Below are 12,484 nucleotides of genomic sequence, written 5' to 3'. Positions count from 1 at the left end.
ATGCTATGATGCAGGGATCAGTTCATATATACCGCCTTACCAGTGCGAGCCGATTCATAGATAGCCTCCAATATTTCAGAAACGACGCAGGCCTGCTCCGGCGTAACCACCGGCTCCAGATCCTGATCCACGGCTTCAATCCATCGTTTCATTTCCACATCGGCCGCGTTTTCGGCATTGCCGTCATAGAAAGCTACTCCGCCTGCGCCAAGTTCAATTTCTTTGGTATACAAGCGGCTGAATTCTTCCCCGTTAATGCGTAGCCCATTCTTCATGTCCGCTCCGGCTTCCGTGCCGCTAAGGCTGCATTTGGCTTCGTCCACCTCTAGCGAATTGATCGCCCAACTGGATTCTAGCATAATGGTTGCCCCGTCTTCCATAACAATCATACCAAACGCCGAATCCTCTACCTTAAACTTTTCAGGATCCCATGGCCCCCAGGCGTTTGCCGCATTTTCTTTCCGGGAGAGCTCATGGTATTTCGTACCCAAAACTACCTTCGGTTTATAATTGTCCATCATCCAAAGCGTCAGATCGAGCGCATGGGTCCCGATATCGATAAGCGGTCCTCCGCCCTGCTTGTCTTCATCCAAAAACACGCCCCACGTTGGAACGGCTCTTCTCCGGATCGCATGGGCTTTGGCAAAATAAATGCGTCCCAGCTTCCCTTCCTGGCACACCTTTTTCATGTACATGCTGTCCTCACGAAACCGGTTGTTATAACCGATCGTCAGTTTCTTTCCCGTGCGCTTGGCCGCTTCAACCATTCTCCGGGCATCCGCCGCCGTCTTGGCCATCGGCTTTTCGCACATCACGTGTTTGCCCGCTTCAAGCGAAGCTATGGAGATTTCGGCATGGGCATCGTTAGGCGTAAGCACATGCACGATGTCCAGGGAGCCGTCCTGCAAAAGTTCCCGGTAATCGCTGTAAACCGCGGCTCCCTCGGCGCCGTATTTGGCCGCAGCTTCTTCTGCACGTTCGGGGACAATGTCGCAAAAAGCAACCAATTCCACATTATCCAATTTGCTTAGGCTGGGCAAATGCTTACCGTTCGCAATGCCACCACAACCGATAATTCCAATACGATATACTTTACTCATGTTCAATTCACCTCATAATTGGATTTGGATTCTTTAGCCTTACGGTAAGCGGAAGGAGTCATTCCGAACCGCCTGCGAAACACTTGATGCAGATAAGTCGCATTGGAAAACCCTTCCGCCACCGCTATGGTTTCGATGGATGAAGCGCTCTCTTCGAGCTTACGGCAAACGGCATGCAGTCTGATGTCTTCCAGCACCTTGCTGAATGGCATTTCGGCATTTACGTTTCTGAAAATCCGCTGCAGCTGTCTCGGACTGATGTTCAACTTTTCGGCAACATTGTCCAGCGTCAGACTTGCCGAGTGATTGGCTTCCATGTACTGGACAGCATATTGATAACGGTAGGCCAGCATATCCCTGATCGGGGCTTCAGTACTTATTTCACCAGAGTCGTAGGCTCTAACCGCTTTTAACAAAATACTGATCACCATTTGTTTGATCGAAGTGTAGAATCCCCGGTGCTTTCCTTCGCAGACCTCATACGCTTCCAAGAAACAGTACATGGCCCGGTGACTGTCCAGTGCCGGTTTTCGCGGCAGGCTGCGCAGCTTTTCCACGCATTCTTCAGCCTCGGCCGCTTCCCAGGGATCGGCTTCAGGGTTGGATTTGGCAACGATATCCACATGCAGGCACAATTCGTACATGCCCTCTTCGAGGGAAGCTTCCTGATAATGCATCACCCCGGGACCGGTCAAGTAGAACATGCCTTCCGATAAAGCATAAGGGCGGTCTTCAAGAATGACGGACCCTTTTCCTTTCGGAATGAAATGGAATTCAAACTCCGCATGGTTATGAAAATCGATGATCCTGCCGGGTTCAAATGAAGTCAAATGGAACCTTAAAACGCGAATCTCGTAATTTCCCCAAGCGATAACGATATCCAGCCGCTCCAGCATATCCTGCTTTTCGAACATGACTTCAAAAGGAAAAGCATTCAACTTCAAGCTGCCGTCCATGGCTTACCGGCCCGGTTCCTGCAGCCGGATTACCCGGCCTTCTTTGGCCGAAGCATTCGCCGCCTCCATTAACCGCGTAAGCTCAACTGCGGTTTGAACATTGTCGGTTGCTGACGTATCGTTCTGAATGTGACGAACCCATTGGTCAAAGGCGCTTTCACGGTTGTCCGGAACGGCCAGCTCGGTCCAGTCGCCGCCCTTGTCGGCCGCTAAATTGGATCGGAGCAGCAATTTGTTTTCGGGCGTGCCGTACAGCAAGGTTCCTTCCGTTCCATGAACCTCGACCGTAAACGGAGAATGGCTGTTCACGAACCCCGCCTCGACCACGCCGATGGCGCCGGACCCGGTAAACAACGTCACTACGGCGTTATCTTCAACTTCCTTTCCGGTGACATAGCCGAAGTTTGCGCTCACTCCGGTCACTTCCTGTCCGAGGAACAGCCGGGTCAGGTACATCGGATGGCAGCCCAGATCGATCAGCGCGCCTCCGCCGCATTGCTCCAAATCATAAAAATGCTCGGGAAGCCAGCCGGCAATGGCGCCGTTATGAGATAGCCGCACCCGAACGTAAGTAACGTCGCCGAGCAGCCCCTGGCTCAGAACATCTTGAATTGCTAGGGTGTATCCGTCATTAAGCCGGGGCAAAGACACCGTAAATTTCACGCCGTTTTTAGCCACTTCATCCACGATTTCATGAACTTCCCGCAAAGTTGGAGCTATCACTTTTTCCGTAAAAATATGTTTGCCGGCCCGCGCCGCCGCGATGATCACTTCCTTATGCATGTTACTCGGCGCGTCCACGATGACCGCGTCCACATCGGGCCGGGCAAGCATCTCGGATAATGTCTCATAAAAAGGTACTCCCAGTTCTTCGGCCGCTTGCTTTCCTCGTTCCGATTGCTCATCCCATACCGCCGCGATTTCGGTGTCGTGATGATCTTGAGCTTGACGGGTATAATCCCAGGCATGGACGTGCCAATAACTGGCCTTGCCAATACGAATATTCAATGTAACTCCCTCCGGTTTCCATATATAATATTCTGACATCTACTTATTAAGTTATCACAATAGAAGTCATTTTTTTAGTAGAAGTATACGACAAAAATATGTAAAATCACGACATGAATATAAAGCTGATTTTTCATGACATGGCAAAAAAAGAACCTTAACTCCGTTTTTCAATAAAGCAAAGGAACGCTTTTCGTCCGGCTTGCCGGAGCCAACATTCAGCGGACTAACGCGCCGAACCCCGGTCTCCTGCAGCCCATTCCAGCGCATCGCCGATAGATTCGTTCCAGAAATCCCATGTGTGCTCCCTGACCTTCTTTATAGATGTGTTTCACGTTTTCACGATTCAGATATCCGGTAACCTTCCCGATTGACATCCAGCAGGAAGTCATCGGTTCCGCAGGCCATATAAATCTCCGGAATCGGAGCCGTTTCATCACAAAAAAGAACCTTGGAGATTTTGCCAAGATTCCTTTTAATACATACCGCTATTTTTTTACGTACTTTTCCACAGTGCTTCGCACCGCTCCCGGACCGGCCAGCATTTCTAGAAACATGGCTTCGATCTTGTCGCCGAGGCCGATTTCGTATAAGTTCACTCCGAAAAGTTGGTCATCCTCAAGAATTTTGCGGACCTCGGATGTTTGATCGCCCAAAGCCGTATTCCGCAAATGACCCTGAAGTTTGTCAAGCAACGGATCAGGGCTAAGCGTAAATTCCCGCCCTTGATCGTCTACGCCCAGCAGATAACGGCACCAGACAGCAATAGCCAACGGAATGGCGGTCAAGCCGGCGGGATCCAAATCCTCTCTGCGCATATAGGACTTGATCGTCTCACCAAAACGGATGCCCATCTTTTGGGACGTATCCGTGGCGATCCGCTGCGGCGTATCGGGGATATACGGATTGGCGAACCGCTCCTGCAAGACTTCGTCAAGAAACTGCTTGGGATGGATGATTTCCGGATCCACCACGACCGGCAATCCTTCCTCATAACCGATGATTTCGACGAACCGCCGCAACACGGAATCCTTCATTTCGTCCGCAATAAGGGTATAACCGAGCAAACAGCCGGAAACGGCAAGCGCGGTATGCAGCGGATTAAGGCAAGTGGTAACTTTCATCGTTTCCACCTTATTGACCGTTTCCCGATCGGTGAAAATAACCCCCGCTTCCTCTAGTGCCGGACGACCATTGGTGAATTTGTCTTCAATGACCAGATATTCGCTAATCTCTGCATTAACAAATGGAGCTGTGTACGTATGTTTGGAAGTGACGATCATCTCCATATCGGACAAACCGGAATCGACCAGCGCCGATTGAACCTTTACCGACGGGCGCGGCGTGATTTTGTCGATCATGGACAGCGGGAACGTAATTTTGCTTTCATCCTGAAGATAAGCGACGAAGCCTTCTTCTACCAAGCTTTTTTCCGCCCAAGCTTTAGCGACGGCAAGCACGCTGTCCCGCAGCTTGTCGCCGTTATGGGAACAATTGTCCATGCTTACGAAGGTCATCGGATACTGCCCTTTCAGGTAACGCCGGTAAGCAAGCGAGGCGACGATGCTCATCGCGTGAACCGGTTGCTCAGGACCGTTCATCAAATCCTTCTCCACAATGCTTAGGTATTTGCCGTCAGGCCCCGTCAGGGAGTAGCCCTTTTCCGTAATGGTGAAGCTGGCCATCTGCAGGCTCGGATTCTCGAACGCCTCGATCAAACGGCGATACTCGCTCGGCCGTTCTTTGTCCACCGCAAGACCTTCGACGATGCTGGCGACCACATTTTTCTGAAATTCGCCGTTCGCGTTCATCAGCACCAGCAACGTTAAATTATCATAGGGCTTGTAAACTCTACCGATCATTTCAAAATCGAAGGTCTCTGCCGCAATTATGCCGGTATCCGCTTTTCCGGCGTTCAACAGCTTTTGATGAGCATTAGCCACGAAACCACGGAAAATGTTGCCCGCTCCAAAATGTACCCATTGCGGATTATCGGAGGTTTTCCTCGCTACGGCGTCCAAGTCAAATTGCGGCAATTCGATGCCGGCCGCTTTCCAAGCAGCCTTGTCCAAAAGCCCCTTCCGGTCCAGCTTCAGCATCTAATTCACTTCCTTTGCATTCTTGGCATTTTCCAGGCTGTCCCAGACGCCGAGCAAATACATGATTCCCATGGCCCGGTCATACAAGCCATATCCTGGGCGGCAATTCTGCTCCTCACCCCACAAATGTCTGCCGTGATCCGGACGGACATATCCCTTGAACCCATTTTCATGGTATGCTTTTACGATTTCAGGCACATCCACGTTGCCATCCTGTCCGCGATGAGACACTTCGATGAAATCACCGTTTTCAAACACCTTCACGTTACGGATGTGGGCAAAGTAAATGCGGTCGTGGAATTCGCGAATCATGGCCGGCAAATCGTTCTCCGGATTCGTGCCTAACGAGCCGGTGCAGAAGGTCAGGCCGTTATATGGACTGTCGACCATGTCAAGAAGGCGGCGAATCGTATCTCGGCTGCGGATGATCCGCGGCAGTCCGAAGATCGGCCAAGCCGGATCGTCCGGATGGATGGCCATCTTGATGTCAACCTCTTCACATACAGGTATGATACGCTCAAGGAAATACTTTAAGTTCTCAAACAGCTTCTCTTCGGTGACTTCAGCATAGGCCGCAAACAGTTCGTCCAGCTTCGCCAGCCGCTCCGGTTCCCAGCCCGGCATCGTAAAGTTTCCGGCACCTTTGAGGATTTTGTCAACCATTTTGCGAGGATCGTCATTGATGGCAGCCTTTTCATAAAATAGAGCGTTAGACCCGTCAGGCAACACCTTATAAAGCTCCGTTCTAGTCCAGTCAAAAATGGGCATAAAGTTATAGCAAATTACTTTAACGCCTACTTTGGCCAACTTCCGGATCGTGTCGATGTAAATATCGATGTATTTATCGCGGGACGGCAGGCCGATTTTGATGTCATCATGAACATTGACGCTTTCCACAACCGCCGTGCTGAAACCTTTGCTTGTAATTTGATCGGCAACCTCCTGAATCCGCTCCATTTCCCACACTTCTCCGGCGACCTTATCATGCAGAGACCAGACAATACCCATCACCCCCGGAATTTGCCGGATATGATCGAGCGTGATATTGTCGTTCCCCTCCCCATACCATCTCCAAGTCATATTCATAACGAAGCCCTCCTCAAGATGTTAACGCATCAATCTTGTATACAAGATTTTTCTTGATCATAAATTAGGGAAATATATTTGTCAATCGTATAAAACAGAGTTCTTTCTCGGGTTTTTAAGTGAATTTAATTACAAAGGATTTGAACTCGCTCAAAGCAGTTGTATACTAGTAATAGATATTTCAAACGAAAGTAGGAATGGAATGTTTACGAAAGAAGAAATCATGAATCTGCTCAAAAGCGATATTTTGACGCTAAAATTAAAGCCCGGTACGATATTGAGCGAGACCGCCTTGTCCGAACGTTTTCAGCTTTCAAGGACGCCTTTGCGCGACGTGCTGAAGCAGCTGTCTCTTGAGTCTTATATCGATGTCTATCCCAAAAAAGGAAATTTCGTTTCGCATATCGATTTGGATTCCGTCGAGCAAATGATTTATATGAGAAGCACGCTGGAGAAGGAAATTATGAAAGACCTGGCCTCCCAGCTTTCGCTGAAAGAGATGCAGGAACTAAAGGAAATTTTGGACGCGCAGAAGGCCGCCATCAGGGAGGAAAATGCCGCGGATGCTTTTCTCGGCCTTGATGACCAATTTCACTGCACAGTGTACAGATTGGCGGGGCGCGAGTTTTTGTGGAATTTGATCCAGCAATCCAATGTTCACTACGTCAGATATCGAAAATTGCACATGTTGGAAAAAGGAAAGCTGTTGCAAATTTGGAATGAGCACCAACGCATGCTGGAATACATGGCGAATAAAGAAACGGCGAAAATCGACGACTTGGTGCACCATCATCTGAGGGAGGACATCAATTCTTTGGAATTTCTCGAAAAGTTCTCGGAGTATATCAAAAAATAGCTTAATCCAAGAAGAAGATGCTTGGCGAATTCTTACTTCCAAGGAATTCAAGCACCTCTGTATTCCTTTCCTGTTTTCCAGACAATTGTCGTGACTTTTTCTGGAGTAACTAACTAATGGCTTGTCCATTATACTTCCTCCATTCATCATGTGGCGAATTGCTTCGCCGGATTGACAGGTTGATGAATGGAGAAAGGCGGAGAACGGCCTAAATAACCTACCAGAACAATTACCATATTCTTCAGGAAAGTTGTGTTTATCTCTCACCACCTCACACTCACTAATTTATACATGCATTGTCCAAGTTCGGACTTTCGCCCAAAGAAGGCACGGTTACGCGCTCCGTGTTCATCGTTTTCGCAAGGCATAAGCAATAAAGTTCAGAGGTTTTCCGCGCCGCCTATGGCTATTTGCAATTTTAAATCGCACCTAAATACCCACAGCCGCCATCTCAGCGAGTACCTTTTCCCCTCTCTCCTCCATATCCCTGCCGCTGAACTTTTGTAGCGGCAGTTCGGAAACGATATTCCCGTCCTTCGTAAACAGAACCCTGTCAGCCCTGGCCGCTACTTTCGCGTCGTGGGTCACAAGCAATATAGCTGTGCCCTCTTTGTTGATGTCCACCAGCAGCCCCATGATTTCCTCCGCCGATTTTGAGTTGAGCGCGCCGGTCGGCTCGTCGGCAAAGAGAATCTCCGGCGCATTCATCAAGGCGCGACAGATGCCTGCCCGCTGGAGTTGGCCGCCCGAAACCTCCGTGGTATCCCTGCTTTCAAGCCCGGCAATCCCCGTTTTCTTCATCAGGGCTTTCGCCTTTTGCGTGAGTTTCGCTGTATCCTTTTTGCCCTCATGCGTGGCGGGGAGGATGATATTATCCAAAAGATTCAAGTTTTTCAGCATAGTGGGCTGCTGAAAGACAAAGCCCATTTTTGTCCGGCGAACATCCGCAAGCGCGTTTTCCCGGAGTTTAGATAGTTCGGCATCGCCAAATTTCACCGACCCGCCTGTAATCTCGTCCATGCCGCTGAGCGCGAACAGCAGTGTGGATTTTCCCGAACCGGACGGCCCCATCACGGCAACAAACTCGCCTTTTGCTATTTCCACGTTTACTCCGTTCAGCGCCTTGGCCTGCTCGTTACCCTTACCAAAGGTTTTCACGATATTTTTACCTGTAATAATGCTATTCATAATGTTAAGCCTCCTTGATATGTTCGGAAATCTTTAATGCCTGGATGCCGGAAACGCCCAGCATGGTGGCGACGACGACGCAACCCGCAATCAGCAGAGGCGAAACGAGGTAGACAAACCACGGGTTTACCGCAAAATGGAAGCTTGTTGCGCCAAAGGAAGAAACGATTGCCATGCCGACAAGCTCTCCCAGCGTGTTTGCCAGAATTGTGCCGATGATTACGCCCAGCGCCAGCACGGTGATGGAGCGCGTAAGATACTGCCCGCGAATGTCCGCACCGGTGAAGCCCATTGATTTCAGTATGGCGATGGGATAGCGGTCTTTCGCCACCAGCATTTTCATAAACAGCACCGTGACCAGTAGTGTGAGTAGGACGGTTACCCCGATAGCGACGGCGGAAGCCATTTTGATGGCGTCCCGTATAGAGCCGAGCATCTGCCCAATGCTTTCATCGATGCCGGTAACCTTGGCAAAGGGGAACTGTTCCCTGTACTGTGATATTGCCGCCTTTACACTCTGGCGGTCACGGAACGTGACCGCCATGCCGACGCTCAAAACATCTCTGCTATTTGCCTCAAAAATGGCCTGTGCCGTTCGTCCGCCGTTGGTGACATCAGAGTAAATCCCACAGACCGTCAGGTGCTTTTCCGCGCCGTCAACGATTAAAATGATTTCATCCCCAACGGTTTTTTCAAGGTCTTTAGCATTGAGGACGGAGAGAGCGAGTTCTGATTCCGACTGCGGCGCACGGCCTTTGGAGTAGGTGATAGGAAAGGCGGAATAGTCACCAAATGCCACCCGCAGCTTCTCCATCGTTCCGTCGTCCGCTTTCCGGTCTAACATCATGCCGGTGAACAAAGCATACTTTTCAACATTCTTATCCGCCGCCAGCACGTCGGCAACTTCCGCCGCCTTCCCCAGAACATCCTCCACCTGTGTCCGCATCACCCCGATATTAACGTCGGAAATTCCCATGCCCATGTAGGTGATGAAGCTTTCCGCAGAAATGGTGCTGCTGATATTTTGCGGCACAATCATAATGAATGAGGAAATGATCAGCACCATCAGCATGGTGACATACAGCTTTTTCCGGGAAAGAACATCCTTGATTCCAAGAAAGATATTCCGGGAAAAGAGTCTGTTATTACTCAGCCGGAAGATTCTGGCCGATTTCGATTTTTCCTGCGACGCGCCGAACCGCACCGCCTGTGCCGCGGATATTTTACGGAAACGCCGCAACACGCCGTTCACATACAGCATGACCCCCCCGCAGATTACCGTCGCCCCCAAAAGCCCGCAGAGCAAGCCGGGTAACGGGCTGCCGCTTTCGCCCATGTACAGGCGGATGTTTTGCATGAAAGGCGTTTGGAGCGGCAGGGAGGCCAGAAAGCCCAGCGCGCAGGCCACCCCCGCGATAGCGCCGTATTTCGCAAGGTAGAGCTTTTTAATCTGCGATACCCGCATCCCAACGGCCTTCAGTACGCCTATTTCCTTATAATCCTCTTCGATTTTAGCCAGTAGTGTAAAGCGGATGCACAAAAACGCCACGATGATGACAAGGACGCCTATCAACACCAGCACGGCAATCATGATGCCGTCCGTAATGCCGTTTATCATCTTTACTTGAGTGTAAGTGATAGCGGGCGGGCCGTTTGCAGGAAGCCCCGAGTCGAGATAGGTTGCCTCGAAAGCCGGGAAGGAAACGTCCTCTGCCAGCCGGAACTCAATAAGGTTTTCTAACTGTCCGAACTCACGGACTCTTTCAAAATCCGCTTGGCTCACAAGGAACCGCTTGGAGCTTACCATCGCCGCGTTCATGATAGAATCCCGTAAAAACCCCGCGACGGTAAAGGAAATGCCGTGGATTGTCACCGTATCGCCAAGTGCCGCGTTTCCTTCCTGCATGTAATAGATGGGGACATAGATTTCGCCGTCGGCGGGACGGACGACTTCGCCGTTTAAGTTAAGCAGGAAGTCGAATTTCTCGCCCTGCACTGAAAGGCCGTTGTCCTGTATGCTTCCAGCAAGGGAATCGTCCCCGATGACAATGTCCGCGCCCTCGATGTTGAGGAACTCCAACACCTGATAACCCTCTACGTTCTCATTAGCGTCCGCGAAGCTCCGCAACTGTTCCAGATCTACGTCGCCTGTGTGCATCTGCATAAAATGGGGCGACTTTGCCGAATGAAGCATATTGTCAATAGCGCCGAACAGATTTACTGTCAGCGATGCGCCCAAAGCGGTCAACATGGCGGCAACGAGGATAAACGCCGTAATCGTCGCGGTAATCAGCTTACTTTTGCGTATATCGTTTTTAATAATTTTTTGATACATATTCACCCCTCCGTCTTTCTGTGTCCTGAAACTTTTGGAAAACTCAGGACAAACATCTTTGTATAAGGAGAGGGGGCGTCCAATACGAAAACCTCACCGGAATGCTGTTCCATCACCTTTTTCACAATGGCAAGCCCAAGTCCTGTTCCACTACTGGTACTTCTTGAATCACTGCCGGAAACAAAAGGCTCGAACAGATTCCCGGCGATGGCCTCCGGGATAGCCGCTCCGTTATCGGCAATATGTATCTTAATACAGCCTGGTTCATCCGTCAGCTCCACAGACAATAGGCTGCCCACCGGGTTATGGCGGATTGCGTTTGTCAGCAAATTTCCAATAGCACGGTTGGTTTCCAACAAATTCGCCATGTAAAATACTGGATTGTCCGGCAACCGCAGCTCCAATTTCATCAGCTTGCTTTCGATTTCACCAAACAAAGTGGCGCAAGATACGCGAAGCAGCTCTACAAGGTCAACCTTCGCAAAATTCATCCGGTATTGCGGCGTACCCAGCTTGGAATAGGAAAGCAACTGGTCAATCAATTGGTTCATCTGCCCGGATTTCGCTTTAATCGCCAGATGGTATTCCCGCTGTTTGTCCGGCTCCTCCACCATACCGCTTGCCAAGGCTTGCGCGTATCCGGAAATCGTTGTCATGGGGGTTTTCAAGTCATGGGCAATGTGCGAGAAAAGCCGCATTCTCTCATTTTCCATTGTCATTCGCTTTTCTTCGGAGTCTTTCAGCTTTCGTACCATAAAATTGAAGGCATCCCGCATTTCCCCAAATTCCGTTTCTGTTTCAAAGTTCAGCGTAGTGTCCAAATGACCGGCCGTAACCTCCTTGAAACCTTCATCCATTTTCTGTACAGGATCCATGATTTTCCTGTTGATTCCGCGCCCAAAAAGGACAATCCCTATAAAATATATCGCAACTGTGATAAGATTCCAGAAAACTGAAAGCGTGATTTGAAGGGTTTCCGTTCCCTCAGCCAGAGGGGAAGACGCCAGTTCCGAGAAGTTCATCCCGTTATTCAATGTAAACAGACTGAATAAAAACTCCAATACCAGAAGCGTCAGTGCAATTCCGATGGTATAGCCTATGAATCTGCGCATGATGACTCTTTTGAAACTACGCTTTTTCTTCATGTACGCACCTCCAGACGATACCCTAATCCCCGGACGGTTCCGATGGATACCGTACCGTCACCTGGAAGTTTGCCGCGCAGCTTGCTGATGGCGACCATCACCGTATTGTCGTCCACGACGGCTGCCTCCTGCCATGCAGCTTCATAAATCTGCTGTTTGGTGTATACACGTCCGGGGCTTTGCATAAACAGTTTCATCATGTTAAATTCCGTGGCGGTAAGAGGGATTGTCCCGCTGCCAAAGCTAAGCGTGCAAGCGGAAACATCCATACACAGTTCGCCTGCCGTCAGCAAAGCCGCTTCGAAATCCGCCGTACCTCCGTCATAGCGGCGTAATTGAGCTTTGATTCGGGCTATGACCTCCAAAGGGTCAAAAGGCTTTGTCACATAATCGTCCGCACCAAGGTCAAGCCCCAATATTTTCTCATGGTTTTCCGTTTTGGCGCTCACGATAATAATGGGAAGATTGCTGAGTTCTCTCAAACCTTTGATAAGCTGATAGCCGTCAAGCTCCGGCATCATAATGTCGATGACAGCCAAATCAATCCGTGCGGACGCAGCCTGTTTAAGCGCCTCCAATCCATTTTCAGCCTGTATCACGGAATAGCCGTCCTTTTCTATATATAGCCGCAGAAGCTCACGAATTTCCTTCTCGTCATCTACAATCAGAATAGTTTTGCTCATGGTTTCACCTCTCTTCTTACTCATCATA

10 protein-coding genes are annotated in these 12,484 nt (G+C 49.9%); 1 reads left to right on the top strand and 9 read right to left on the bottom strand.

Annotated elements, in window-relative coordinates; translation table 11 throughout:
• Window positions 1–17: 17 nt before the first annotated feature.
• From DFP94_RS00690 to uxuA, 5 genes are all read right to left on the bottom strand, one after another.
• Complete coding sequence (locus DFP94_RS00690) at window positions 18–1,100, bottom strand: Gfo/Idh/MocA family protein (protein ID WP_114494533.1); 1,083 nt, start codon at window positions 1,098–1,100, stop codon at window positions 18–20.
• Window positions 1,101–1,102: 2 nt separating this feature from the next.
• Window positions 1,103–2,056, bottom strand: a complete 954-nt coding sequence (locus DFP94_RS00685) for an AraC family transcriptional regulator (protein WP_114494532.1) — start codon at window positions 2,054–2,056, stop codon at window positions 1,103–1,105.
• A 3-nt stretch (window positions 2,057–2,059) separates the two neighbouring features.
• Entirely contained in the window at window positions 2,060–3,103 is a 1,044-nt protein-coding gene (locus DFP94_RS00680; protein ID WP_114494531.1) for a Gfo/Idh/MocA family protein, read from the bottom strand.
• Between the two features lie 449 nt (window positions 3,104–3,552).
• Window positions 3,553–5,163, bottom strand: a complete 1,611-nt coding sequence (locus DFP94_RS00675) for a mannitol dehydrogenase family protein (RefSeq protein WP_114494530.1) — start codon at window positions 5,161–5,163, stop codon at window positions 3,553–3,555.
• Window positions 5,164–6,249 (bottom strand): mannonate dehydratase, encoded by a 1,086-nt coding sequence (uxuA, locus tag DFP94_RS00670; RefSeq protein WP_114494529.1) that lies wholly within the window; start codon window positions 6,247–6,249, stop codon window positions 5,164–5,166. It lies immediately after the preceding gene.
• A 202-nt stretch (window positions 6,250–6,451) separates the two neighbouring features.
• Between uxuA and DFP94_RS00665 the strand changes: the two genes are divergently transcribed.
• The gene (locus tag DFP94_RS00665; protein WP_114494528.1) at window positions 6,452–7,105 is read left to right on the top strand and encodes a GntR family transcriptional regulator; all 654 of its coding nucleotides are present in this window, start codon (window positions 6,452–6,454) and stop codon (window positions 7,103–7,105) included.
• Between the two features lie 429 nt (window positions 7,106–7,534).
• On the opposite strand, the gene DFP94_RS00660 is transcribed toward DFP94_RS00665, so the two are convergent.
• Genes DFP94_RS00660 through DFP94_RS00645 form a run of 4 tightly spaced genes read right to left on the bottom strand, consistent with a single transcriptional unit; the run spans window position 7,535 to window position 12,456 of the window.
• Window positions 7,535–8,293 carry an ABC transporter ATP-binding protein gene (locus DFP94_RS00660; protein ID WP_114494527.1) on the bottom strand — a complete coding sequence of 253 codons (759 nt, stop codon included), beginning with the start codon at window positions 8,291–8,293 and terminating at the stop codon, window positions 7,535–7,537.
• 4 nt (window positions 8,294–8,297) lie between these two features.
• Window positions 8,298–10,628: an ABC transporter permease gene (locus DFP94_RS00655; RefSeq protein ID WP_114494526.1), complete on the bottom strand. Its 2,331-nt coding sequence runs from the start codon at window positions 10,626–10,628 to the stop codon at window positions 8,298–8,300.
• A 2-nt stretch (window positions 10,629–10,630) separates the two neighbouring features.
• Entirely contained in the window at window positions 10,631–11,773 is a 1,143-nt protein-coding gene (locus DFP94_RS00650; protein WP_114494525.1) for a HAMP domain-containing sensor histidine kinase, read from the bottom strand.
• Window positions 11,770–12,456, bottom strand: a complete 687-nt coding sequence (locus tag DFP94_RS00645; protein ID WP_114494524.1) for a response regulator transcription factor — start codon at window positions 12,454–12,456, stop codon at window positions 11,770–11,772. Before DFP94_RS00645 ends, DFP94_RS00650 begins: the two co-directional genes overlap by 4 nt.
• Between the last annotated feature and the right edge of the window lie 28 nt (window positions 12,457–12,484).

Source organism: Fontibacillus phaseoli (assembly GCF_003337355.1).
In the GTDB taxonomy this organism is placed as follows: Bacteria; Bacillota; Bacilli; order Paenibacillales; family Paenibacillaceae; genus Fontibacillus; species Fontibacillus phaseoli.
This window is presented reverse-complemented; position numbering and strand designations above follow the sequence as displayed.